A 26,747-nucleotide genomic window follows, 5' to 3' on the forward strand; every position below is an offset into this window, starting at 1 on the left:
CGTTTAGCGGGATAAGAGATCTTCAGGAAGAAGTATAGTTGGAGCCAAACATGAAAGAGTTACTCAAAGTACAGGGGTTTATCGCCTTCATCAGCGTCGCTTTTATCAATGCGTTTGTTGATCTGGGGCACAAGATTATAATCCAGAATACCCTGTTTAAAGCCTACGACGGGGATATACAGATTTTGCTGACAGCCGTCGTTAACGGTCTTATCCTGCTGCCCTTTATTATGCTGTTTACACCCTCCGGTTATCTTTCAGACAAGTATCCGAAGAATAGGGTTATGAAATATTCCGCCTGGGCTGTTGTAGCGGCCACGTTGTTGATTACTGCCTGCTATTACATGGGTTGGTTTATCGCCGCTTTTGCTTTGACCTTTGTCCTGGCGTTGCAGAGTGCGTTCTACTCACCGGCTAAATATGGCTTCATCAAAGAGTTGGTGGGTGAGGGCAATATTGCCGAAGGTAACGGCTGGATCCAGGCGGTGACAATGATCGCAATCCTGTCGGGTATTGCGGTTTTCTCTCTGTTGTTTGAGATGCGTCTGGAAGGGGCGCATCAGATGACTCCGGAGCAGAGTCTGGAGATGATTGCACCGCTGGGCTGGTTACTGGTCGCTGGTGCTGTGGTCGAGTTGGTGTTGGCTTACCGTCTGCCAGAGATGCGGCAAACTGATCGCGAGTCTCGCTTTGACTGGCCAGCATACCGTCGTGGCAAAACTTTGCAGCGCAACCTGCAGATGATTTACCGTAACCGTACTATCTGGCTGGCGATCATCGGCGTGTCGATGTTCTGGTCGGTGAGCCAGGTTATGCTGGCGGTGTTCCCCGCGTTCGCTGAGAGTAATTATGATCAGCATAATACCTTTGTTATCCAGGGCACGATGGCGTTGGCGGGGGTCGGTATCATGGTTGGCTCGATGCTGGCCGGCCGCTGGTCGACTCATTACATCAATATCGGCCTGATCCCACTGGGGGCTGCTGGGGTCGCCGCAGGTTTGTTGCTGTTGCCGCAGATGGTGACAGTTGCCATGCAAGCGGCGGTGTTCTTTCTGATCGGTCTCAGCGGAGCGCTGCTAAATGTGCCTCTGCAGGCGTTGATCCAGTTTAACGCCAAGGGGCCGCAAACCGGTAAAGTGCTGGCGGGTAGCAACTTCATACAGAATATCTGCATGCTCAGCTTTCTCGCGCTGACCGTGTTGTTTGCCTGGTTCAGTATTGATAGTGAGTGGTTATTGTGGATGCTAGCGCTGATCGGTATCGGCGGTGCGTTGTTTGCAATACGTACCTTGCCACAGGCGCTGGTGCGGGTACTGGTCGCAGGTCTGATGAAACGTAAATACAACCTGCAGGTACTGGGCTTTGAAAATCTGCCTAAAACAGGCCAGGGTGTGTTGTTACTGGGTAATCATATCAGCTGGCTGGACTGGGCTATGATCCAGATGGCGTGTCCCCGTCATATTCATTTCGTGATGGAGCGTTCAATTTATCAGCGCTGGTACCTGAAATGGTTCCTTTCAATGTATAAAGTGATCCCTATCTCAAGCGGTAAAAGCCGTGAAGCGCTGGCGCAGGTTGGTGAGCTGATTAGTGCCGGTCAGGTGGTATGCCTGTTCCCGGAGGGGGCGATCAGCCATACCGGTCAGATCGGCGAGTTCAAAAAGGGATTTGAACGGGCTTGCGAGGGTGCTGACGGGGTGATTGTGCCTTTCTATCTGCGTGGCCTCTGGGGCAGCCGTTTCTCCCGCTCGACCGATAAGATGAAAACCATTCGTCGTACCGGTCTTAAACGTGATGTGATTGTTGCTTACGGTAAGCCGATGGCGATCGATACTGCGGCCGATCAGGTGAAGAAAAAAGTCACTGAACTGTCTATCCATGCCTGGGATAGTTACACCACTCAGCTGGAACCGCTGTCGCAGACTTTTATCCGCACCGCGAAATCGGCTATGTCGGATATGGCGATCGCTGATGTTCAGGGTGATCCTCTGAGTTATCGACGTTTATTGACCGCCTGCACTATTTTCAGTCGACGGTTGCAGAATGCACCAGGTCAGCGACTAGGCTTGTTGATGCCGACATCGTCAGCCGGGGCGATTGCTAATCTGGCCGGGCTGTTTGCCGGTAAAACCCTGGTTAACCTTAACTTTACCGCTGCCGAACAGTCATTACTGGCCGCGCTGGAGCAAGCTGAAGTTAAGACGATTCTTACCGCCCATAAGTTCGTTAATAAACTTAAGGCACGGGGTATCGATCCACAGCCGTTGCTTGCCGGTCGTGAAGTGATCTATATGGAAGATGTCAAAGCCGGGGTTGGTAAGCCGGAAGCCCTGTTCACTTTGATGGCTGTCTCAGTGTTGCCGGTCAGTGTTTTGCAGTGGTTAGTATGTCGTAACACAAAGCTAGAAGATACGGCGGCAATTTTGTTCTCCTCCGGTAGTGAAGGAGCACCGAAAGGGGTGATGCTGAGTCACCGTAATATTCTGGCGAATCTGCGCCAGATTGCCGATGTGCTTAATGTGCGTGACGATGACTGTATTATGGCGACGCTGCCGTTGTTCCATGCTTTTGGTCTGACAGTCACCTGCTTTATGCCGTTGATCGAAGGTATTCCTGTCGTTTGTCATCCGGATCCGACGGATGCCTTCAATATTGGTAAAGGCGTGGCAAAGTACCGTGCGACATTGATGTGTGCTACATCGACCTTCCTGCGTTTGTATACCCGTAATAAACGCCTGCACCCGCTGATGTTTGAAAGTCTGCGAGTCGCTGTGGCCGGCGCTGAAAAGCTTGATCCAAAAATCCAGCAGGCCTTTGAGCAGAAGTTCCGGGTACCTATTGTTGAAGGTTATGGCTCAACTGAAACTACTCCTGTAGCCAGTGTTAACCTGCCGGACCACTTGGCGGTAGAGGGCTGGTTTGTGCAAGAGGGTACCCGCGCAGGAACAGTCGGTTTAGCACTGCCTGGCTCTACTATCCGCATTGTTGATCCTGAATCCTTGCAGGAACTGCCGACAGGTGAGGATGGCCTGATTCTGATTGGCGGTACACAGATCATGCAGGGATACCTCAATAATCCCGATAAAACAGCCGAGGTAGTGGTCGAGCTGGACGGTCTGCGCTGGTATAAGAGTGGCGATAAAGGCCATCTGGATAGTGATGGCTTCCTGACCATTGTCGATCGTTATTCACGGTTTGCGAAACTGGCCGGAGAGATGGTCAGTCTGGGAGCGATCGAAGCGCAGGTAATGAATATACTGGATGACGAAGATGCGCAGCTGGTGGCCATTAATCTGCCGGATGATAAGAAAGGTGAGAAAGTCGTGCTGCTGGTGGATGCTGATATCGAACCGGATCACCTGAGGACCCGGTTGATTGAGCAGGGTATGACGCCTTTAATGGTTCCGACACGCGTGCTGCGGGTTGATGCTATTCCACTGTTGGGAAGCGGTAAAACCAATTATCCCGCCGCGAAAGAGATTGCTGTTAGTTTATGTGATTAGATTTTATCTAATAGTTTTATTAAAAAACGGCTTCGGCCGTTTATTATTTTAGTTTTTATTTTAGTTTTTATTTTGGTTTTCAGGTTGCTTTCAGTTTTGGTGAATATTATGTGAGTCAACAAAGCAAATGTATATCAAGAGGAACACATTATGAAAACTATTATTACTACTGTTGCGCTGGTTTCTGCTCTGATGTCGGGAGTTGCGGTTGCAGGAACTGTAAGTACTGAATTGGACTACTTGGGGCAAGGTGTTGAGCTATCAAGCGGTTCTCACTTTACCAGTAAAGAGCACGTTCGTATCGATTCAGCTAACTTGCCAGATAATACGCTATCTTCAGATGTCTATGCTGGTAGCAACTAAACTGACTGATATCTATGTTTTTTAAAAACCGCCGTTAGGCGGTTTTTATGTTTTTAATATAGATGCTGCTAATGATTATTGTTTTATATAATAATATTTAGCGATAGTGTGTCGATAAATGTTTCATACTTATTTTAATAATAGCTTTAGTTTAAAAAGGTATTGAATAGTGTCGTGCGCTGTTTTTTAGAGGGGTTAATATAGCTTGCGGATGTCGTTCTGGCGCCTGGAAAGGCCTCGTCAGAGTCTGTTGTTTATCGCATCGGTACACCCATAAGGAGCCTTTCGTAACTGATAAAACATGAGACATAATTTGTAGATTACTTGCATGGCAAAGTAAGCCACTCGTGGGTCTTTGTCTCATAGTAAAAATCCTCTCACCAAAGTCTAAGAATTACTCTATAATATGCGCCCCGTTTATTAGCTGTAGCACGGCATACAGAGGATTTATCATGAAGTTTTCATCTCTAGACTTAGCTCCCGAGATTCAGCAAGCCCTGGATGCCTGTGGTTACAGCCAGATGACGCCTGTGCAAGAGCAGGCTATTGTACCGGCCCGCCGCGGCAAAAATCTGCTGGCGAATGCCCAGACCGGAACCGGCAAGACTGCCGCATTTACGCTGCCAATTCTGCAGCAGATGCATGATCGTCCGCAGCCGACAGAACCGGGTTTGCCGCGAGCGCTGATTTTAACGCCGACCCGTGAGCTGGCTGAGCAGCTGGCTGAAACGATTAAGCGTTATGCACAGTTTTTACCGTTAAAGGTCACTGCGATGTATGGCGGTGTGAATATGGATTCCCAGCAGAAAAAGCTGAAAGCGGGAGTCGATATTCTGATCTCTACGCCGGGGCGTCTGTTGGAGCATGTAACGCAGTGCAACGTAAACCTGGCCAGGATTGAGTTCGTAGTATTGGATGAAGCCGACCGGATGTTGGATATGGGCTTTATTGCCGACGTTAACTCGTTGTTGCAGCAAACGCCGGAAAAACGTCAGACGCTGATGTTTTCTGCGACTATTTCCCCGACAGTGAATGAGCTGGCTAAGCAGTTGATGAGCCGACATGAAGTGATCCGCGTAGCAAAGCAAAACGTCACTGCGGATACCGTCGAGCATGTAGTATATCCGGTAGAGGAAAAGCGCAAGGCCGATCTGTTTGCAGAACTGATCAACAAGTACAACTGGTTTCAGGTGCTGGTCTTTACCAGTACTAAGGCTCAGGCCGATTCTTTGCTTACCGACCTTAAAATTGACGGTATTAAAGGTGTGGTTTGCCACGGTGATAAAACTCAGGGATCACGGCGTCGTGCCCTGGCTGATTTTAAGGCTGGCAAGGTTCAGGTTCTTGTGGCGACAGAGGTTGCCGCCCGTGGTCTGGATATTCAGGGGCTGGAACATGTTGTTAACTACAACCTGCCTTACCTTGCGGAAGACTATGTACACCGTATCGGCAGAACGGGGCGGGCTGGTGCTAAAGGCCAGGCTATCTCGTTTGTCAGCCGGGAAGAAGAGCGGGCGCTTGATGATATTGAGCGGCTGATCGGCAGTCGTATCAAGCGCATCTATATGCCGGGCTATGAAGTAGGAAGTCGTGATGGTTTGCGCAAGCATCTGGGTAAAAAAGCGCATTCGCCTCGCACCAATAAAGCCAGCCGAACCAAAATTATCAGTAATAAAAAAGGCGTCGCTAAAGCGGCTGGTAAGAAAGCTAAGAAAAAATAGATTTTACTCTCTCCCCCGGCGGCCGATGGGCGGCCGGGGAAGTATTAAATCCAGCATTTAATCTTCTAACACCTCGTATCACCCCTCCGATATTACACTGCCCCGACGAGTTTCTTTCGTTATCTTTTTTCTGATGTAAGCTGTTTATGATCGTGTTGATTGTTATGTTTTACCGGTCGTAATTTGAAAAGTAAGCTGGCGGCTGGCATTTTCGACTGACGGCAGACAAAACACTGGTCATCATTCTGAAGTTGGCGCATAATTCCGACTAAATTACTTGGTTATAGTGTATTAACGCGTTAACGACAGATTGAGGAATTGAAAACCATGCAGGGCGTAAAGAACATTGTTGCGGTTTCTTCGGGTAAGGGTGGGGTCGGTAAATCAACCACCACGGTTAATCTGGCACTGGCGATGGCCGCTGAAGGTTATCGGGTAGGCATTCTGGATGCTGATATATATGGTCCGAGTATGGGGACAATGCTGGGTGTTGCAGCAAGTACCCGACCTGAACCGGTGGGCGAAAAAGGCATGAAGCCGGTTCTTGCTCAAGGTTTACAGGTCATGTCGATCGGATTTCTGATCGATGAAGACCAGCCAATGGTCTGGCGAGGACCAATGGCCAGTGGCGCGCTGCAGCAACTGTTGAATGAAACTATGTGGGATAACCTTGATTACCTGTTTATCGATATGCCGCCAGGCACCGGTGATATCCAGCTGACACTGTCTCAGAAAGTACCACTGAGCGGTGCTGTTGTAGTGACTACGCCGCAAGATATCGCATTGCTGGATGCCAAGAAAGGTATCGAGATGTTCCGCAAGGTTGATATACCTGTTCTGGGTATTGTTGAAAATATGAGTACCCATATTTGCAGCGAATGCGGTCATAATGAGCCGATTTTTGGTGAAGGTGGTGGCGAGCATCTGGCGCAGCGATACGATACGCCGATGCTGGGGGCTTTACCCCTGACCTTATCTATTCGTGAATTAACCGATAGTGGCAAGCCTACCGTAGCTTCCGCGCCGGACAGTGCTGAGGCGCAGATCTATCGGGAGATTGCTCGTAAGGTAAACTCCGCCCTGATAGATAGTCGTTCTGTGGACAATTCAATTCCGAATATTGTAATTCAGCAGGACTGATTTCAGGGTCTGAAAAAGCCGCACTTTTTTAACTGAAAGGGCGGTTTTTTTGTGGCTAAAGGAGTATCATATCCGGCCGCAAAATGCGTACAACCTAACCGGATAATACTGGAACTGAAATATGGGCATTAAATCAGATAGCTGGATTCGCCGTACCTCTCTTGAACATGGCATGATCGAACCGTTTGAGGCGGGTCAGGTTCGTCGTCGTAACGATGAGCGTCTGATCTCTTATGGTACCTCCAGTTATGGTTATGATGTACGTTGTGCCGATGAGTTTAAGATCTTTACCAACATCAACTCGTCCATCGTTGACCCGAAAAACTTTGATGAAGGCAGCTTTGTCGATGTGAAGTCTGATGTGTGCATTATTCCACCAAACTCTTTTGCCCTGGCCCGCACTGTCGAATACTTTCGTATTCCCCGTGATGTGCTGACTATTTGCCTGGGTAAAAGCACTTATGCCCGTTGCGGTATTATCGTTAATGTCACTCCGCTCGAGCCTGAATGGGAAGGCCATGTAACGCTGGAGTTTTCTAACACTACGCCGCTGCCGGCAAAGATTTATGCCAATGAAGGTGTTGCTCAGATGTTGTTCCTCGGCGCTGATGAAATTTGCGAAACCTCTTATAGAGACCGTGATGGTAAGTATCAGGGTCAAACCGGAGTGGTTGTTCCCCGTACATGATCGAATCTCGTAAAAAAATTCATAGTTTCTGGCAGCAGCTGGAACAAACCATCGACGGCCTGCTCAGTAGTGAGACTGAAAATCAGTTTGATGCTGATAGCCTGTTGCTGGAATATCGCAAATCACTGGAAACAATCGACACTAATCTGACTTTTCATTTTGAACGGGAAGAGGGGGAAGGTGCGGTTGAGATGATCTTTGGTTGTGATGGTTATCCGGAATCGATCCACTCGGTATTAAGCCTGGTGGGCGCTGCCCCGGAGATTGGTGGTATTCGCTTTGTCGCCTTCAATAACCGATATGACCCGGTGCCTGCCTGCGTCAACCTGGGTGATGAGCTGGTAGAGATTGCCGAGTTCTGGTTTGGCTACCGTATCGAGGCGCGTAAGCTTTATCTTGCAGTGTATATGCAGGAGCTGCCTAAGTCGCTTGATCTGGAGCCCAGAGTCGAGGCGGTGATGATCTATCTGGATGCGCTGATCGGCGAGTATGACCTGATGACCAGAGTGTCGACTCTGGACTGGTACGAGCTGCCGGTGGACCCGGTGGACTTTGGTTTGAAGCCTCTGGCAGAGCTACGGGATGTGTTTGATCAGGCCAGGGAAGCGATTGATCCGATCGGCCTGACGTATCACTAGCTGGACCTGACCCAAAAGGGACTTTCCGTGATGTTTTCCCGCGAGGGGCTCTCTGCGAAGGGCTATGGAGAGGGGCTAAATGTGGCCCCTGCCATTAATTGTCCGATAACACGTAGATAGTTCCCTCTTCATCATCATTGGGTGGTGTTGGTCTGCTGGCCCGCTTAATCAATGTGCTGTCCATTATAATGCCCTTTTATGGTCTGCATTGTGATGACAGAGAGCGCTGATCAATTACCCACGCAAGTTTAAGGCTACTGCTGATGATTCCGACTCCCTAACAAGTCCTATCGACAGTGGTTGGCAAAACATTAGCCCGAATTGCTGCGATCGGGTTTTTTTCAGAATTCGGCTACAGTAATAATTATATGCCCGACGTAATCGGGTGCAGATCGGGAGATCTATCTATGAGTCAGTTGCTTTCGGAAATAATTGGGCAGGTTCGCGCCGACTACCTGTCGCTGATGGCGCAGAAGGATGGACAGTTCCCATATACATCTGCAGAAAAGCTGTGTAACGAGCGGCTTTATCTTGATGCTGATCAGCTGGCCATGATCGTTGAACAGGATCCGACATTGCTGGCAGCCCGTGGCGGTAATCTGATCGCCCATGAGCAGGAACGGGAGAATCCAAGTGTCGGTATGATTATCAGCGCGAATATCGCAGCGGCGATGATGGAAGGCTTGATTGAAACCGCACTCGAGCAGGGCTGGCTGGCATTGGATGAAAATGATCATCTGATGGTTGATACACAGGAGCTACAGCTGCCAGAGCCTCCGGCAGTGCTTGTTGATTACAGTGATTCCGAGACCGCGCGTATTAATATAACCAGTCGCGGGGCCAGTAGTTTGAGTCAGATTATGGCGCATGCGGAATCCGCGTTTGTCGATCAGCTTTCTGAAAGTCAGCAGGATGCTTACCCGTTAGCCTTGCAGACAGCGTCCGAATACTCTGTTTTTTCTCCGGAAGATATTGCGCCACTAGTGGCGGAAAACCCATTGTTGCTGGGGCTGCGCGCCGATGGTCTGGTCGATGAAGAACTGTTTGATGGAGATGCACCTGCGGGATTGATTATCAGCGCACATCTGACGCAGATGATTATGAATCAATTGCTGGAGCTGGCGGTTGAACAAGGCGCCATAGGTATCGACAGTAGTGGTAATCCGCTAACCTCAGATGGCTCGCAAGGACCGATTGTTCACTGATCAGATGTTAAAGCGGCCGTTTTTTGGCAGGAAAAAAGTAAAAAAATGCTCCCGAGGGAGCATTTTTTTTGCCTGGTAAATTAATCAGAGTGCCAGGCGCTTCATATTTCAGCTGATTACTGTCTCAGCCAATTACGGTTTCACCAAATTATTGCTTCATCCACAGGTCCAGTCCGGCCAGGTCGTCCGGGTTAAGGGTGCCGACCTGCTGCTTGAAACTGAATAGGTTAAGTACGTAATTGAAGCGTGCGGTGGCGTAATCCCGTTGTGCTGCGTAGAGCTGCTGCTCTGCTTGCAGTACATCAACAACGTTACGGGTGCCGACGCTAAAGCCTTCTTCGGTTGCTTTCAAAGCGGTCTGGCTTGAAACGATACTCTGCTGGCGGGCTGCCACGCTTAATACATCGGTGCGCAGGTTGCGCAGCAGATTACGGGTTTCCTGAATCACAGCACGGTGGCTGTCTTCACGGGTTTGTTGTGCCTCAATATAGCGGAATTCAGCTTCCCGGGTCTGTGAGCTGGTGGCGCCACCGGAGTACAGAGGCATCGAAAGGCTGATGCCAACCTGGTTCGTTTCCACCCAGCCATCACTCACTGCAGTGCCATTATCTTTATCGTGGCTTGCGGTCAGCGATAGCGTTGGCAGATGCCCGCTACGCTGTACCTGGGTTTGGTGTCGGGCCGCTTCGACGTTGGCGTCAGCTACCATCAGCGAAAGGTTGTTGTCGCGCGCCTTTTCCAGCCATGCGTCCGGGTCGTATGGAGTTACATTGTCTACCGGATAGTCAGGACTCAAAGGATCGATCTGGCTGATTGGGCTGCCGGTAAGGCGTTCTAAAGCCTGAAAACTGTTATCCAGGTCGCCCTCTGCCAGAATGCGGTTTACTTTGGCGTTGTCGAATGAGGCCTGCGCTTCATGGACATCAGTGATTGCGATCAGGCCGACTTCAAACTGCGCATTGACCTGATCCAGGCGGCGCTGGATGGCTCGCTCTTCGGCCTGACTGGTTTCCAGGGTATTCTCCGCGCGCAGCACGTTGAGATAGTTTTCAACGGTACGCAGAATCAGCGCTTGTTGCGCCTGATCATACTGAAGCCGGGCCACGTCACTGAGGGCCAGGCCTTGTTTGTAGCCAAACCATGCCGCCGCTGAAAAGATCGGCTGGCTCAGGCTGACGGTATAGCCGTGATTATTGAAGTTTACCGCCGGATCTGTCTCAGTCCAGTTGCTATTACCGTTCAGGGTCAGCGAAGGCAGCAGGGCTGCTCTCGCCTGGGGCAGCGCTTCTCCACCGGCCAGAGACGACGCCTCGGCAGCTTTTAGCTGAGGGTCCTGATTCAGTGCCTGATTGTATATATCAGCCAGAGAGCCTGCATTCACACTGCCTGCCTGAAGGGCGCAGGCGATAGCTGTTGAAAGCCAGATTTTACTCATTTTCACGGATTTGATCCTTGTTCCTGAAGTTGTGAGTCCGGTTCTGCCTGTTTAAACAAGCGCTTACCAAGATAACTATATACGGTCGGGATTACAAACAGGGTTAGAATTGTACCAAATGTCATACCGCCGACAATGACCCAGCCCAGCTGTTGCCGACTTTCAGCACCAGCACCGAAGGCGATTGCCAGAGGCACTGCGCCGAGTACCGTTGCGCCTGTTGTCATAAGTATAGGTCGCAGGCGCAGGGTTGCCGCTTCAATAATAGCGTCTTGCAGGGCGTAGCCGCGGTCCTGTAGCTGGTTGGCAAACTCGACGATCAGAATACCATGTTTAGTAACCAGGCCGATTAAAGTGATCAAGCCTATCTGGCTGTAGATGCTCAGAGAACCACCGCTGAAATAGAGGGCCAGCAGGCCGCCAAATACCGCCGGGGGTACCGATAGCATTATGATTAAAGGGTTTCTGAAGCTCTCAAACTGCGCTGCCAGTACCAGGAAAGTGAAAACTCCGGCCAGCAGTGCTGTGAGCATAAGGCTGTTGCTGGATTCCTTGAACTCACGGGACTGGCCGCCGAAATCATACAGGGTTTCCGGGCTGATCTCAGCCATCTGCAACTCGATGAAGTTCAGTGCTTCACCGACGCTGTAGCCAGGTGCCAGAATGGCCTGAAAGGTCACCGATTTCATTTTATCGAAGTGATTAAGTTCTTTCGGCGCAACACTTTCGGTAATACTAACCACTGAACTCAGTTGTACCATTCGATTATCCCCGGTTCTCATGTAGAGCGTGCTCAGGTCGCTGGGATCACGCCGCTGATCGGGTTCTACCTGCAGGATAACATCATACTGTTCGCCGTCTTTTTTGAAACGTGTGACCTTGCGGCTGGCCATAAAGGTTTCGATACTATGCCCGATCAGGCCGATGTTCAGCCCCATATCCGATGCTTTGTCGCGGTTTACATCGATTGTCAGTTCAGGTTTGTTCAGCTTCAGGTCGATGTCCGGCTGAATGAACCCTGGATTTTGCATGATCCTGGCCATCAGCTGGTCCGAAATAGATTTCAGCTCGGCATAGTCTGTGTCGGATTTAATTATAAATTCAACCGGCCGGGAGATGAAACTTTGCCCCAGCGATGGCGGATTCATAGCAAATGACATTGTGCCGGTGACACCGCCGTAGAGTTGCGGAGTCAGCTGTTGGGTAATTTGCTGTTGCTTACGCTGGCGATCTTCCCAGGATTCAAGGCCAAGAAAAATCATGGAACTGGTCTGGGTCGGAAAGCCAACAATAGAGAAGTAACTTTTTTCCTCAGGTACCTGTTGCAGCATGCCTTCGACCTGGCGGGTATAGCGATCAACATAGTCAACCGATGCGCCATCGGGCGCGATCGACATGGCCAGTATCACACTGCGATCTTCGACGGGTGCCAGTTCCTGGGGGAGCTGATTATAGAGGACGCCTGCGCCTGCGATGCTGCCCAACATCAGTGTCATCGCCAGTAGACGCGATTTCAGTACCTGCCGTAACAGTTTCTGATAGCCGTGGGTGAGGTTTTGCAGGCCGCTTTCGATAAGGCTGAATATAGCGTTGTGTTTAGTTTTCCGGCTTAGCAGGCGAGAAGCCAGCATCGGTGACAGAGACAGTGCGATAAAGGTGGATATAACGACTGCCCCGGCCAGTGTCAGGGCAAATTCTGTAAATAGCTTACCAGTGCGGCCGGGCGTGAAGGCTACGGGCGCAAAGACGGCGACTAAGGTGAGCGTAGTGGCGATGACCGCAAAACCGATCTCTTTACTGCCTTTAAAAGCGGCTTGTATTGGTGAAAGGCCGTTTTCAACGTGGCGGTAGATGTTCTCCAGCATAACGATAGCGTCATCGACCACCAGGCCGATAGCCAGCACCATTGCCAGCAGGGTCAGCGTATTAATACTGAAGCCCATAAGCGACATCATCGCGAATACACCGATCAGGGACAGGGGAATGGTTATGATCGGAATCAGAGTTGCCCGAAAATTACGCAGGAAGAAGAAGATCACCAGCACGACCAGCAGGCTGGCCAGCAGAATAGTACTGAATACTGATTTTATCGATTCGGCGATAAAGACAGACAGATCGAAGGCCAGCTTAACAGTGATGCCTTCCGGCAGGGCTGCTTCGATCTGTGGTAAGCGTTCCTTAATACCTGCGGATACGCTCAGAGGGTTGGCGGTTGATTGCTTAATTACGCCGAGAGCGACCGCTGATTCGCCGTTAAAACGGGAATTTCTGCGTTCTTCTTCCGGAGCGACTTCTACCCGGGCGATATCGCTGATGCGCACCGGATAGCCGTCGTCGTTACGGATAATAATATCTTCAAATTGCGCAACAGAGTTCAGGTCGGTACGCGCCAGAACGCTGAATTCCCGCTGGCTGCTTTCGATACGTCCCGCCGGAGTTTCAATGTTCTGGCTGTTCAGGGCGGCTTCAATGTCCTGTGGGATGATCCCATAGGCAGCCATCCTGGAAGGATCCAGCCAGATCCGCATGGCATAACGTCGCTCGCCAACCAGCATTACACTGGCCACTCCATTCACTGTCTGTAGCGGATCTTTCACCATCCGCTCGGCGATATCGGAGATCTCCATCATGCTATGGCGATCAGACGACAGCGCCAGCCAGATGACCGGCTGAGCATCAGCTTCAGTTTTTGCGGTTACCGGCTCATCAACATTATCTGGCAGCGCGCCGCGTACCCGGCCAACCCGGTCGCGCACATCGCTGGCGGCATCGTCAGGATCCCGGCTCAGTTTAAAGGTAACCGTTATCTGGCTCTTCTCGGAGCGACTAATTGATTTGATATAGTCGATGCCTTCGATGCCGGATAGTGAGTCCTCTATTATCTGGGTGACCTGAGTCTCAATAATTGAGGCGCTGGCACCGGGATAGCTGGTTTCAACAGTTACTACGGGGACATCGATTTTCGGGTATTCACGAACCGTCAGGCGGTCATAGGAAACCGCGCCTATCAGCAGCACCAGCAGGCTCATTACCGTTGCCAGTACCGGGCGCTTGATACTTATTTCGGAGAGAATCATCGATTAGGCTCCCGGCTGTTGTTCAGTTTTAGCGGCCGAGCCGTCAACGAAAACAGGGGTTACCGGCATGCCCGGGAATAGTTTGATCTGTCCGGCGGTAATTATGACTTCATCAGCATTCAGGCCAGAGAGTATATTGACTTCACCGTTACGCCGTACACCCAGATTTACCGGCGTCATTGCTACTTTACCGGCTTCCACTTTCATCACGAAAAAACTGTTATTCTGCGGAATAATCGCCTCTTCGGGAATCATCAGCGCAGTTTTGTCGATGCCGGTTATTACCTGAATACGGGCAAACAGTCCGGGACGCAGCAAGTTGCCAGGGTTGGGAACAGTAGCCCGGACGGCAATATTGTGGCCTCGCGCGTTTACGCTGGGCGCTATCGCATAGATAGTACCGGTGAACTCTTCATCTTTAAGCGCATCCACCAATACGCGGATTGTCTGGCCTGTTTTCAGGTTTGCCAGCTTATTCTCAGGGATCTGAAATTCTACTTTCATAGTACTGAGATCAGTCAGCTCAACGAGATCCTGGCCCGCTGTGACATAATCGCCAGGGCTGATCAGGCGCAGGCCGATAACACCTGAAAACGGCGCATTGATAGTCATCTTGTCGAGGCGGGTTTGTGCCAATACCTGCTGCGCCTGGTCCACTCTGAGTTGTGCCAGGGATGAGTCGAGATCCTGTTGTGAACCAACTCTTTTCTTAACCAGGCTGGCGGCACGTTGATGTGCTATCCGGCTCAGACTGACCCGTGCTTTAGCTTGCTCCAGTTCCGCCTGATAAAGCGATGACTCTAATACCAGCAGTTTGTCTGCTGCCGATACCTGACCACCTTCCTGAAACAGGATCTGCTCAATCTTGCCACTTTGTTCTGGTCGCAGGATGATCGATTCGTTTGCCTGTAGCTTGCCAACGGCTTCGATCATATGGGTCAGGGGTTTATTTTGTACATGGACTACTTCTGCAGGCAGTCCGCGCGGTGCTTGCTGCTCTTCAGCGTGGCTGATAACAGTGCCTGACAGGGCGATGCAGAACAGTGCCGGGGTAAGTATTTGCTTAATCTTCATCGTTGTATTCCGTTAACTTTTATCAGGTTGTTCAGCAGGTTGTTCAGCAGGTTGAGCGAACAGGGTAAACAGGCTATCGATCACTTCGTGAAGAGGGTCGGTTGATGCCTCGACTTTGGTGCGCAGCAGAGCACCTTGCCAGGCGTTCCAGAATAGCTTTGCCATGACAGAGGCCGGCATATCAATGCGCATAGAGTGTTCCTGCTGTGCCTTTAGGAAGTCTTCTTCAATGCATTGCAGGACCTGATCCGATGAGTGCTGGATTATGCGCCGGAAAGACTCGCTGGCACTGCCCACTTCGCCCATCATATTGGTCAGCAGGCAGCCTTGTTTATCCGGATCCTGTTCCTGTTCCGCAATTAATTGGTTGAGGATCTGGCGCATACGGGTGATCCGGTCACCTGAAAGAGAATCGTGAAATTGCTTCCACTTCTCATCTTCCAGTTGCTGGTGGTATTCGAGTACCTCAACGGCAAACTGTTCTTTACTTGCAAAGTAATTATAAAAAGAGCCCTTGGGTACCTGGCAGGCATCCAGAATCTCTTTCAGGCCGGTGCCGTTGTAACCCTGGCGGTTAAACAGCTCCATGCCTGTTTCCAGGATTTTCTCCCGGTTGTGTTCGTTACGTCTGGGGCGATTCATGCTTGATTAGACCGGTCGTCTTAAAACTAAGGGACGCATTGTATTCCTAGTTATATCAAATGCCAATGTTATTTACGGATAACAAGTGTAAAGAATGGTAAAGCAGGCTTTGCAGTGACATAGCGGCTCTGTCAGAGGATTAATGTCGTTTTCAGATATCAAAAGAGCCTTGTGAAACAGCTGCGGCTGAGGTGGTTAGGGTAATCTGCATCATTGTTTTTTGCTTTGTTAATATCCAGGCAGGCTATGATGTTCCATTCATTATCTTCTGATCAATACAATAAAGGCTTTGTGCTGGTGCTGCTTTCAGCGCTTTGTTATGGCCTGCAGCCTTTCTTTGCTTATTTTGCCTATGCCGATGGTGCCGATCCAATTGGCTTGCTGGTGGCGCGCTTCTCTCTGGCCAGCGGCATGATGTTGCTATGGTTAAAAAAGTCATCAGCCGGTTTACCTGGGGTGGGGCAGTTCTTTCGGACCATGCTGATCGGAGTGGGCTATGCCGGGGCAGCCCTTGGCTACTACAGTGCCAGCCACTCGGTATCATTCAGTCTGGCGATCATTCTGATGTTTTCGTTTCCCGCTTTCGTTACTTTATTCTCAATACTTTTTTTACGGGAAGCGCTGTGCTGGAAAAAGTTGTGCAGCCTTATTCTGGCCAGCGGTGGTGTGATTCTGGCAACCGATATGAGTTTTAAAGGCGATCTGAACGGAGTGTTTTGGGCGTTGTTTGCAGCTCTCAGTTATGGTGCTGCCATTCTTTACGGCACCCATAAAGTACCCTCTTCAGGCTCATTGGTATCGGCGACGATTATTTTGCTCGGTGGGATGGCAGCGGTGCTTTGCGTGAGTTTTTTTCAGGGCGTGACCTGGCCACAAACAATTGTCGGCTGGAGCGCCATAGCGGGATTGGCACTGTTTGCCACAATCCTGCCGATAGCGACGTTTATCAGTGGCTCACCCCATATAGGTGCATCCCGGGCATCGACACTTTCTACACTGGAACCGTTGGTGGCGATCTCTATCGCGGTACTTTTGATCGGCGAGAGTTTGAGTTCCACGATGCTTATCGGCGGGGGGCTGGTGGTAATCGCCGCAGTACTGTTGGCGAGTAGTGGTGACCGGAAGCCGGCTTAACATTTTATCGGAGCACAAAAAAACGGGCATTGCCTGGTTTTTTGATTTAACGAAGATTAGCCAGAAAAAGATTATGCTGCCAGGGCTTTGGCAATACGGCTGATTGCGTCTTGCAGAACATCTTTGGAGGTTGCGAACGACAGAGGTATGTTGTCCGCTGCACCAAAGGCTGAGCACGGTACCAGTGCGACACCGGTTTCCTGTAGCAGGAATTCAGCCAGATCGATGTCGTTGCTGAAGCGGTGGTCGTTGTCGATGACCTGATAATTGAGAAGATGCATAATCTTTTAACTTTGGGGGGAGGAGATGAAGCACAATTTATCTCGACGGGGTATAATATCCGGCTCTGTTTTTTACCGTATTGAGCATTATGAAGCAGCGTTTCCAGCTCCAGTCCAATTTCGAACCCGCCGGTGACCAGCCGACCGCTATTAAAGGTCTGGTGGACGGCATTAATGCCGGCCTTGCCGCCCAGACTCTGCTCGGGGTAACTGGCTCCGGTAAGACATTTACGATTGCCAATGTCATCTCTGAACTGCAGCGGCCGACCATTATCATGGCCCATAACAAAACACTGGCGGCGCAGTTGTACGGTGAGTTTCGCGAGTTTTTTCCGAACAACGCCGTAGAGTACTTCGTTTCTTATTACGATTATTACCAGCCAGAGGCCTATGTGCCGTCTTCCGATACCTTTATCGAGAAAGACGCGTCGATCAATGAGCATATCGAACAGATGCGATTGTCGGCGACTAAGGCTTTACTGGAGCGCGACGATGCCATCATCGTCGCCACGGTCTCTGCGATCTATGGCTTGGGTGATCCGAAATCCTATCTCGGAATGATGCTGCACCTGGATCGCGGTGATGAAGTGGATCAGCGCTTTATCCTGCGCCGTCTGGCTGAATTGCAGTACACCCGTAATGATATCGAACTGCACCGGGGTACCTACCGGGTTCGTGGTGATGTGATCGATGTATTTCCGGCGGAGTCGGAAAAAGAAGCTGTTCGAATTGAGCTGTTCGACGACGAAGTCGAGAGCATCAGCTACTTTGATCCACTAACGGGTGAAGTTCTGCGTAAGGTGCCCCGCGCTACTATCTATCCAAAATCCCATTACGTAACGCCCCGTGAGATTCTGCTGGAAGCGGTGGATAAGATTCTGGAGGAGTTGCACCCCCGTCTGGAACAGTTGCGCAGCAACGATAAGCTGGTGGAGGTACAGCGTCTTGAGCAGCGCGTAATGTACGATATGGAGATGATCCGGGAGTTGGGTTACTGCTCCGGGATCGAGAACTATTCCCGCTATCTGTCCGGCCGGGATCCGGGAGCGCCGCCACCGACGCTGTTTGACTATCTGCCGGACAACGCGTTGTTGGTGATGGACGAATCCCACGTTACGATTCCTCAGCTGGGTGCTATGTATAAAGGCGACCGCTCGCGTAAGGAGACCCTGGTTGAGTATGGTTTCCGGCTGCCTTCTGCGCTGGATAACCGGCCGATGAAGTTTGAAGAGTGGGAGCGACAGGCACCACAGATGATAATGGTCTCTGCCACCCCGAGTAAATATGAAGCGGCTAATGCCGGTCAGGTGGTGGAGCAGGTTGTCCGCCCGACAGGCTTGATCGATCCGGTAGTAGAAATACGCCCGGCGCAGACCCAGGTTGATGATCTGCTGGGTGAAATTCATAAGGTGGCCGCTAATAATGAACGGGTCATCGTCACCGTACTAACCAAACGGATGGCCGAGGATCTGACCGATTACCTTGACGAGCACGGTGTTCGGGTACGTTATCTGCACTCTGATATTGATACCGTGGAGCGGGTCGAAATTATTCGCGATCTGCGGATCGGTGAATTTGACGTGCTGGTGGGTATCAACCTGCTACGTGAAGGTATCGATATGCCGGAAGTGGGACTAGTGACGATTCTGGATGCCGATAAAGAGGGCTTCCTGCGTTCGGAAACTTCAATGATTCAAACCATTGGCCGGGCTGCCCGTAATCTTAATGGGCGGGCGATTCTCTATGCTGACCGGATTACCGGTTCAATGCAGCGGGCTATTGACGAGACCGACCGTCGTCGTAAAAAACAGATTGAGCATAATGAGAAGCACGGCATCATACCTCAAGGTATTAAAAAATCCGTCGCTGATATTATGGAGGGTGCGTCGTTTATTCCGGGTCGTAAAGGTAAAACTACCCGTAAAGTCGCCGAAGAATCCGCTGAATATGATATCGATCCGAAGAAGATGAGCTCAGCGCAACTGGCTAAATTGATGACTCAGTTGGAAGATAAGATGTATGAGGCAGCTAAAAATCTGGAGTTTGAACAGGCTGGCCGGTATCGGGATCAGCTTGAGAAACTGAAGCACAGTGGGTTGTAGCTATATTTCTTAGTTTAATTTTACCTTCAGAATTATGTTGCGGGTATTTATGGTTTTCATACAATTGTTTGGATTTGTTAAATACTCAGTCTGGGTATCTAACCCCTGTTAAGAGTAGGTAATGGCTGTAACCCCGGTGTACATTTATTGTAAACAGGGGAAATAATCTATGCAGTGTGTTTTTTTTAGTTTCAACCGCCATCGACATTTGTTTGACCGTAGCTCTCCCGTTTCAGCGCAGCTGATTTGTTGATGAAAGTCAGAACCGTTCTCCTTATTTTAACCCTGGTGTGTTGTGTAACCGCAGCATTGGGGGTTACCGCTTATTATTCTCAGATCAACTCTTCTGCAGAGCGCGTAGCCCGGCTCAATGCGGATAAAGTGGTTGAGTTGCTTAACCATGAACTGGAAGCCTATTTCCAGGGGCAATCGGCCCAGGTTGCCGTGCAGGCGGTTATGCCCGACGTGCAGCGTTATTTCTCAGGCAGCATCGCTGATGCTGAGATGACCCGGCTATTAAATGCTGTTTGCCGTAGTAATGGCGCCTCTCTGTGTTACCTGTTGGATAAGCAGGGTGTATTCGTCGCGTCGAACGATTTTTCTAAGAAATCGATAACTATGGGCAATAGTTACGCCTTCAGGCCCTATTTCAAGGAAGCTATATCCGGCGGTTCGGCGATCTACCTGACTAAAGGTAATACGACTAAAAAGCGCGGCATCTATTTCTCTCATATCGTGCGTAATAAAGCAGGACAGTTCAGCGGCATGGTGGTGAATAAGTTTGCCGTTGAAGATTTTGAAGCGCGGTTTAAAAAGCTACCAGGCCAGATGGTATTGATGGATACCGATGGCGTAGTCTTTGCCTCGAATATTAAAGAGTGGATTTTTAACAGTCTGCTGCCGCTCGATGCCATGCAGCAGGATGCCATCGCCAACAGTCTGCAGTTTGGTGAAGAGGCTCCCGGGCTAATTCCTTTTCGCTGGTTGAGCAGTGAATCAGCTGAAGATCAGTTTGGTAACCGCTACTGGGTGACCAGTGAGCCGGTTAATCGATTGCCAGGCTGGCGGCTGACCTACCTTAATAGCAGTGAGTCAATGACATCTCAGGCACTGCATAGCAATAGTTTGCTTGGTACTGTGATTTTGCTGGGGCTTTTGGTGTTGGGGACGGTGATCTTTTTGTACCGCCAGGGCAGCTACAATATCGCTAAACGCCACGGTGTTGAAGCCAAGCTGCGGCAAAGTGAAGCTCGTTTGTTGCAGCTTTCTCAGGTTTCGACCGAAGCGATAGTAATGCACCGTGATGAGACGATTCTTGATTTTAATGAGATCGCTGAGAGGCTGTTTGGTTATACCAGAGAGGAACTGCTGCAGCTGTCGATGGCCGATATATATGCCCCGGATAAACTTAAAAAGACTCGCCAGCAGCTTGCCGATGGCAGTACCTGTATTGAGTCTGAGGCGGTACGCCGTGATGGTGTCAGTTTTCCGGTAGAGGTTAACGTCAAACATACCCAGATTGATGGCCAGGATCAGTGGATGAGCGCTATCAGGGATATTACCCTGCGTAAGCAGCAGGAAAAGCGTATGCATTATCAGGCGCAGTTCGATGCCCTGACTAACCTGCCAAACCGTAAATTGATGCGAGAACGATTGGAGCGGGCGATCACCCGGGCCCGGTTAAAAGGTACCTTAGTGGTACTGATGTTTATTGATCTCGATGACTTTAAGAAAATTAACGATACCCTGGGCCATGAGGTGGGTGATCAGTTATTGGTGAGTGTTTCCGGCCGGCTGCAGGATGCCGTGCGTGAGGGGGACACCCTGGCCCGATATGGCGGTGATGAGTTTATCCTGATGCTGGAAGATCAGGAGGGTTTATATGATGCGGAGATCGTGGCGCGCAAAATGCTTGCGGTGCTTGGTATGGAGTTTCGCCTGCTGGGGCGCAGTTTCTTTATCTCTGGCAGTATCGGTATATCAGTTGCGCCGGGGGATGGTATCGCGCCTGATGAGCTGCTGAAGAAAGCGGATACTGCGATGTACCGGGTCAAAGATGAGGGGCGCAATAACTTCTGTTTCTACACCCCGGATATGAATACCGAAATTACCAATCGTCTGGAGATAGAGCATCAGCTGCGCGGTGCGCTGAGTCGCAATGAGCTGCACCTGCACTACCAGCCAATCTACTGCCTTAAACGCAATGTACTAATGGGGGCCGAAGTGTTGGTGCGTTGGGATAATGAGGCCTTAGGGACGATTACCCCGGATCAGTTTATTCCGGTGGCCGAGCAAACAGGGTTGATTATCCCGATCGGTGAATGGATTCTGCGGCAGGCTTGTATGCAGGCGAAGCAGTGGATGACTCTTTTGAATCCGGGGTTTCGTCTGGGTGTTAACGTCTCGCCGCGGCAATTTAAAGATGGCCATATCGTACATATGCTATTGCGGGTACTTGAGGAAACCGGATTTCCAGCAAGCCAGTTGATTGTTGAAATAACCGAAGGGGTGCTGATCAGAAATGATGAGTCTACTGCCCAGACGCTGGCCCAGATCAAGGCGATGGGGATCGGTTTGTCGATGGATGACTTTGGTACCGGGTACTCTTCGTTGAGTTATCTGAAACAGTTTCCGTTCGATACCATTAAAATCGATCGTAGCTTTGTTAGCGATCTGGTCGATGACCCCGGTGATCGGCAGCTGATTAAAGCGTCAGTAGCGATGGCAAAGGGGCTGGGGCTTAAGGTCGTCGCCGAAGGAGTAGAAGCCGGAGAACAGCTTGGATTTTTGCAGCAGGCTGGCTGTGATGCGGTGCAAGGGTATTATCTCGGGCGCCCGGTCAGTGCTATGGAGTTTACTGAGAAGACTCTGAGTCGTTCTGAACTTACAGAACTGATCAGTTGAATAATCTGTTTTGCGAATAATGTTTCATCTATTCCAGGAAAAATCATATCGACTGTTTCAGTCAGATATAAAAAGCCTCTTTGCTGCAAGCTATTACGCTTTCGTGTTGCTGTAAGGTGAAAATAGAAAGGAGCCGCAGATTTTATAGCCTCGGCTCATTTTTGCAGTTATGTAATATCTGCTTTGTGCGTTGGATTCAGTGGGTCGTTGCAACACACCTTGACTCAGCCTGAGCTAATGATTTCTTTCGGCCCAAGAATCCATGATAGCGCAGATTATTTGCGCTGGTTTTATCCTCTGTTAAATCTGAAAGCGGACACGTCATGTGATGCTCTAGGCGTCAGCAAACGCCACGAAGCGGTCTTATTGGCTTGCTGCGCAAAGCTTCAGCAAACGGCACATTGCTGCCTTAGCAGAAGGTCGGAAAAAGCTGTGGCCAACGGCTCTCCACAACCCAAAGCGGTCATTTACCCTAGACTGCTTGGACTTTGGCTAATGGCACAATCCAGTTCTTGGGGGGGATTTCCTATGTTCCAGCTGAAGGTCTTTTCTCACACAATATTGAAGCATTGATTTGAGCTTACTCTAATTTCAGCTGACAACACCAAGATGATCTTAATCGCGGTGTGGCTAAAAAGTACTAAACTACGGCAATCTTGTACTGCTGCATGATCGTTATAAACCTCTAAAATTCATAATTTCTGATTAAAAGCGTCGATGATTCATTTGGCGGAGAAACCGTTTTTGAGAGTAAGTCATGTCTCAGGAAATTAGCCTTCTAAATTCTTCAATTGTGGCTGTCAGGCAGGCACAATAATGCCCGAAACCGCTAATCGCTTTCGGGCGTTTGAGGTAAGAAAAAAAGGGCTGGTAGAACTACCAGCCCAAAAGAAAAGGTGTAGCATAACCACACCAGGCTGAACGAACTTAGTTAAGCTGAGGTTTGCGGAGTTGCTGCGATTCCAGAAGTTTCTTCGATAGTAGAAGCCTTTCCGTCATATTGATGCACCAGAACGTTCTTGCCCTGCAGGTCACAGCGTGCAATCGCATGGGGAGCCAAATCTGCACCAAAGTCTTCATAGGCCCAGCGCAGCATTGATGCTGCCATAATAAACAGAACCGGAATCATTGGCAGCGCTACCAGAATGGTCGACGTTTGTACTGCCTTCAGACCACCGACAGATAGTAGACCGACACCGACCAGCGCCAGCAGCAGAGTCCACAGAATACGGTTCCAGCGAGCTGGCTCCTGATAACCGGTGATCTCTTTAGTACAGATGGCCGCCAGCATATAAGCTGAGGAATCAACTGTTGTTGCCAGGAACACAAAGCAGAGCAGGGTGAAAACTGGAATCACAATGCCGGAAGCCGGTAGGGTTTGCAGAACCGCAACAACGGTTGCCGGGATGCCACCTTCACTGAGTACCGCCTGCAGATCGACTGTTCCGCTGACATCCAGGTCTAGCGCGTAACCACCCCAGATAGCAAAGAATGCCCAGCAGCCAACGCTACCCCAGACTACACCGTTGATGATTAGTTCTTTTATGGTACGACCGCGTGAGATACGTGCTACGAACAGGCCCATCATTGGCGCATAGGCGATCCACCAGGCCCAGTAGAAGATAGTCCAGCCTTCAGGGAAACCACCTTTACCCACCGGATCGGTCCAGAAGTTGATCCGGAAAAAGTTATCCATGAACAGACCGAAGCTGTTCGACCAAAGGTTCAGCAGGAACACAGTAGAGCCGGCAAACAGTACAAATACCAGCAAGACAAAAGCCAGAATTGCGTTGATATTCGACAGCGTTTGAATACCTTTATTAAGACCGTTATAGACACTCCAGCCGATCATCAGGGTCCAGGTGGCCAGTATGGCCATCTGCAGTAAAAAGCTATCTTCCAGACCAAACATTGCCTGAAACAACGCAGAAACCAAAGGTACAGACAGGCCTAACGACGTGCCGACACCACCAACAATTGAGAAAATTACGACGATATCGATGATCTTGCCCACCGGGCCATCGACCAGATCACCCAGGATGCCACGACAGGCCTCACTCAGGCGCAGCACATGTACTTTACGTACATACAGGGCATAACCGATCGGCAAAGCAGGCATCAGATACAGAGCCCAAGGTACAACACCCCAGTGGAACATCGGGTACATCGCCGCCCATTCAGCAGCTTCTGCTGTGCCTGATTCCACACCCAGAGGAGGGCTGGAAAGGAAATACAATGGCTCAACAAAAGCCCAGTTACAGATGGAGATACCGATGCCGGCACAGAACAGCATCGCGATCCAGGACACTTTTTTGAACTCCGGCTTATCTTCCGGGGCGCCCAGTTTAATCTTACCGATCGGGCCAAAGGCCAGCCAGCACATAAAGAAGAAGCTACCGATTCCGGTTAGCAGGTAGAGCCATCCGAAATTGCCGGTGAACCAGCTCAGCAAGCCGCTAACCACCGCTTTACCCGCTTCGGGATAGATTGCCAGTGGCAGGCTGGCTGCCAGAATTGCCGCTACAGCGGGCCAAAGAATGGAGGGGTCTACTGCCATTCTTTTGTTGTTTTGTAATGTACTCATGGTTATTCACCTGGGTTTTATTCTTGTTGTTGTACAATATCCGGAGTCAAAGTCATTGCTGACTTCCCGGGTTATTGCCTGAGTTGTGTAATTGCCGTGACCCCCCCGTCACGGCGGTTGTGTACAATAGCGCGTTAGTCAATCATCCTTACCAGGGCGTCGGCAGCGACAGCTCCTTTACCTTTCGGTCGTACCATCAGGGGGTTGATATCCAGCTCGGTAATGTTTTGCCAGTGTTCCTGGGCAAAGTCTGCTACCGCCAGAACTGCATCTGCGACCGCCTCAATATCCCCTTCCGGGCGACCCCGATAACCCTGTAACAGTTTGATGCCTTTCAGGGAGTAAAGAGCGTCGTGTATGGCATCACGGCTGGTTGGTAGCAAGAGAGTGGCGCTGTCATTTAACAGGTTAACCAGAATGCCCCCGGTACCTATAATCAGCGCCAGGCCGAACTGTTCATCCCGTTTTAATCCGATAATCATCTCGCCGATAAAATCAGACACCATAGGTTCAATCAGGAAGCGGAACTGTTGCAGGCCCTGATCTTTCAGACTGGCGGCCATCTGTTGTGCTGCGGCGTTAACTGCGGCGGCATCTTTCAGATTCAGAACCACAGCCCCGGCTTCGGTTTTATGGGCCAGCTGGTCGCTGACGCCTTTCATCACAACCGGATAACCGACAGTGTCGGCAATACTGGCAACCTCAGTCAGTTCGGCTACCTGGCCACCGGGTAGTGGCAGGCCGTACCGGGCGACTAGTTGCTTAGAGTCCCATTCATCCAGCATCCGGCTCTCACCCTCAGTCAGAGATCCCTGTCGCAGTAGTAGCTGCTGCGGATTATCCAATGCCAGAATCTGACGTCGCCGGGCACTGAAGCGAACAATACGGGCAAGGGCGGCAACGCCGTCTTTGAGTCCCTGTAAGGGTGCAATACCCGCTTTAACCAGACGCTGACGGGCGTTTTCAGGCATCAGCTCACTGAGATTACAGATCACGGCTGCGGTTTTATGATGGCTGGTGTGTGCTGCGATCATGGAATTGATTGCAACCTGCCACTCATGATCGTCGCCCAAGCCCGGCTTAGGGAAGTCTAACGCCAGGATTGTAGCGTCATAGTCGCCTTCCATCATTGTGCCGAAAACCTCAGTACAGACACTTTCATTACCCCAGATACTGGTATTGTAATCCAGTGGATTGGAGAGGCTGGCAAAGTCCGGTAACAGGTTTTTTAAGGTGCGGTTTTGGTCGTTACTCAATGGTGGTAGTGGCAGCTGATAATGGTCCAGGCTGTCGGCGAGCATTGCACTGTCACCGCCGGAGCATGTTAGTACACCGATACGGTCACCTTCGGGGAGTTCGCACAATGCTGCGATCTTCAGGGTTTCCAGTAACTCACCCAGAGAATGTACTCGCATGATACCAAGTCGATCAAACATCGCCTGATACATATCATCAGAGCCGGCCAGGGAGCTGGTATGGCTCATGGTCAGCTGAGTACCAATCTCTGAGGTGCCGGCTTTCAGTACTACCAGAGGCACACCTTTTTGGACTGCTTTCAGGGCTGCGCGACTGAATGACTCAATATCTTTCAGGCCTTCAATGTAGAAGCCGATAGCGGCAACACTGTCATCTTCCAGCAGGGGTTCGATATAATCACCGACGCCCATTACCGCTTGATTACCGACGCTGATCACATGGGTTATCGGAAGCGAACGGTCGTGCATCGTCAGGTTTAGAGCTACGTTACCGCTCTGACTGATGATAGCTACACCCCTTTCTGTCCGCTCGCCGGACAAACGGTCAGGCCAAAGTGCCACGCCATTGGTAAAGTTAAGCAGGCCATAACAGTTCGGCCCGACCAGTGCCATATCACCAGCCGCTGCAATCAGTTTATCCTGTAACTGGTTACCCGGACCGCCGACTTCAGCAAAGCCAGCCGCATAACAAACTACGCCACCACAGCCTTTATCTCGTAGTTCAGCAACCGCCTGTACCGAGAGTCCGGCATTGACTGAAATAAATGCTGCATCGGGTGCGTCGGGCAGGTCCGCAATACTGGGATAGCAGCGGATGCCGGCGATCTCATCGTATTTTGGATTAACCACCCATATTTCCCCGTCGAAACCAATATCCCGGGTGTTACGTATTGGTAATTCAAGATTAGAACCGCCAATTAATACGATATGTCGGGGCGACATTAAACGCCGCAAGTTATCTTGCAAGGACATAATTAATACCTGAATCAGATGGGAGGCA

The 26,747-nt window shown here is 50.4% G+C and carries 17 protein-coding genes; 10 read left to right on the plus strand and 7 right to left on the minus strand.

Annotated features, from left to right (window positions below; genetic code table 11):
• The first annotated feature begins 50 nt into the window (after positions 1 to 50).
• From ACQUQM_RS01510 to ACQUQM_RS01540, 7 genes are all read left to right on the plus strand, one after another.
• Positions 51 to 3,503 (plus strand): acyl-[ACP]--phospholipid O-acyltransferase, encoded by a 3,453-nt coding sequence (locus ACQUQM_RS01510; protein ID WP_432472721.1) that lies wholly within the window; start codon positions 51 to 53, stop codon positions 3,501 to 3,503.
• 150 nt (positions 3,504 to 3,653) lie between these two features.
• A complete protein-coding gene (locus ACQUQM_RS01515) occupies positions 3,654 to 3,866 on the plus strand; it encodes a hypothetical protein (RefSeq protein ID WP_432472722.1) in 213 nt (70 codons plus the stop codon).
• A 452-nt stretch (positions 3,867 to 4,318) separates the two neighbouring features.
• Entirely contained in the window at positions 4,319 to 5,587 is a 1,269-nt protein-coding gene (locus tag ACQUQM_RS01520; protein ID WP_432472723.1) for a DEAD/DEAH box helicase, read from the plus strand.
• 327 nt (positions 5,588 to 5,914) lie between these two features.
• Positions 5,915 to 6,727, plus strand: a complete 813-nt coding sequence (apbC, locus tag ACQUQM_RS01525) for an iron-sulfur cluster carrier protein ApbC (protein ID WP_432472724.1) — start codon at positions 5,915 to 5,917, stop codon at positions 6,725 to 6,727.
• 121 nt (positions 6,728 to 6,848) lie between these two features.
• Positions 6,849 to 7,415, plus strand: a complete 567-nt coding sequence (gene dcd, locus ACQUQM_RS01530) for a dCTP deaminase (protein WP_432472725.1) — start codon at positions 6,849 to 6,851, stop codon at positions 7,413 to 7,415.
• On the plus strand, positions 7,412 to 8,053 hold the full coding sequence (locus tag ACQUQM_RS01535; protein WP_432472726.1) for a hypothetical protein: 642 nt from the start codon (positions 7,412 to 7,414) through the stop codon (positions 8,051 to 8,053). The genes dcd and ACQUQM_RS01535 overlap by 4 nt, the downstream gene beginning before the upstream one ends.
• Before the next feature lie 407 nt (positions 8,054 to 8,460).
• Positions 8,461 to 9,258 (plus strand): hypothetical protein, encoded by a 798-nt coding sequence (locus ACQUQM_RS01540; protein ID WP_432472727.1) that lies wholly within the window; start codon positions 8,461 to 8,463, stop codon positions 9,256 to 9,258.
• 148 nt (positions 9,259 to 9,406) lie between these two features.
• Here ACQUQM_RS01540 and ACQUQM_RS01545 read toward each other — a convergent pair whose 3' ends face one another.
• The 4 genes from ACQUQM_RS01545 to ACQUQM_RS01560 are packed head-to-tail and all read right to left on the minus strand — an operon-like array spanning position 9,407 to position 15,486.
• A complete protein-coding gene (locus ACQUQM_RS01545) occupies positions 9,407 to 10,693 on the minus strand; it encodes a TolC family outer membrane protein (RefSeq protein ID WP_432474783.1) in 1,287 nt (428 codons plus the stop codon).
• A gap of 2 nt (positions 10,694 to 10,695) precedes the next feature.
• A complete protein-coding gene (locus tag ACQUQM_RS01550) occupies positions 10,696 to 13,770 on the minus strand; it encodes an efflux RND transporter permease subunit (RefSeq protein ID WP_432472728.1) in 3,075 nt (1,024 codons plus the stop codon).
• 3 nt (positions 13,771 to 13,773) lie between these two features.
• Positions 13,774 to 14,844: an efflux RND transporter periplasmic adaptor subunit gene (locus tag ACQUQM_RS01555; RefSeq protein WP_432472729.1), complete on the minus strand. Its 1,071-nt coding sequence runs from the start codon at positions 14,842 to 14,844 to the stop codon at positions 13,774 to 13,776.
• Positions 14,845 to 14,856: 12 nt separating this feature from the next.
• Entirely contained in the window at positions 14,857 to 15,486 is a 630-nt protein-coding gene (locus tag ACQUQM_RS01560) for a TetR family transcriptional regulator C-terminal domain-containing protein (protein WP_432472730.1), read from the minus strand.
• Between the two features lie 246 nt (positions 15,487 to 15,732).
• Here ACQUQM_RS01560 and ACQUQM_RS01565 point away from each other — a divergent pair, with 246 nt between their 5' ends.
• On the plus strand, positions 15,733 to 16,620 hold the full coding sequence (locus ACQUQM_RS01565; protein ID WP_432472731.1) for a DMT family transporter: 888 nt from the start codon (positions 15,733 to 15,735) through the stop codon (positions 16,618 to 16,620).
• Positions 16,621 to 16,691: 71 nt separating this feature from the next.
• Here ACQUQM_RS01565 and ACQUQM_RS01570 read toward each other — a convergent pair whose 3' ends face one another.
• On the minus strand, positions 16,692 to 16,901 hold the full coding sequence (locus ACQUQM_RS01570) for a hypothetical protein (RefSeq protein ID WP_432472732.1): 210 nt from the start codon (positions 16,899 to 16,901) through the stop codon (positions 16,692 to 16,694).
• Positions 16,902 to 16,990: 89 nt separating this feature from the next.
• On the opposite strand from ACQUQM_RS01570, the gene uvrB reads away from it, so the two are divergent.
• Positions 16,991 to 19,003: an excinuclease ABC subunit UvrB gene (uvrB, locus tag ACQUQM_RS01575; protein WP_432472733.1), complete on the plus strand. Its 2,013-nt coding sequence runs from the start codon at positions 16,991 to 16,993 to the stop codon at positions 19,001 to 19,003.
• A 252-nt stretch (positions 19,004 to 19,255) separates the two neighbouring features.
• On the plus strand, positions 19,256 to 21,907 hold the full coding sequence (locus tag ACQUQM_RS01580) for a bifunctional diguanylate cyclase/phosphodiesterase (protein WP_432472734.1): 2,652 nt from the start codon (positions 19,256 to 19,258) through the stop codon (positions 21,905 to 21,907).
• 931 nt (positions 21,908 to 22,838) lie between these two features.
• Here ACQUQM_RS01580 and ACQUQM_RS01585 read toward each other — a convergent pair.
• Together ACQUQM_RS01585 and ACQUQM_RS01590 are read right to left on the minus strand one after the other, a co-directional pair.
• A complete protein-coding gene (locus ACQUQM_RS01585) occupies positions 22,839 to 24,491 on the minus strand; it encodes a BCCT family transporter (RefSeq protein ID WP_432472735.1) in 1,653 nt (550 codons plus the stop codon).
• A gap of 134 nt (positions 24,492 to 24,625) precedes the next feature.
• On the minus strand, positions 24,626 to 26,719 hold the full coding sequence (locus ACQUQM_RS01590; protein WP_432472736.1) for an acetate--CoA ligase family protein: 2,094 nt from the start codon (positions 26,717 to 26,719) through the stop codon (positions 24,626 to 24,628).
• Positions 26,720 to 26,747: the final 28 nt, after the last annotated feature.

Source organism: Amphritea sp. HPY, from assembly GCF_050870985.1.
Taxonomy (GTDB): Bacteria; Pseudomonadota; Gammaproteobacteria; order Pseudomonadales; family Balneatricaceae; genus Amphritea.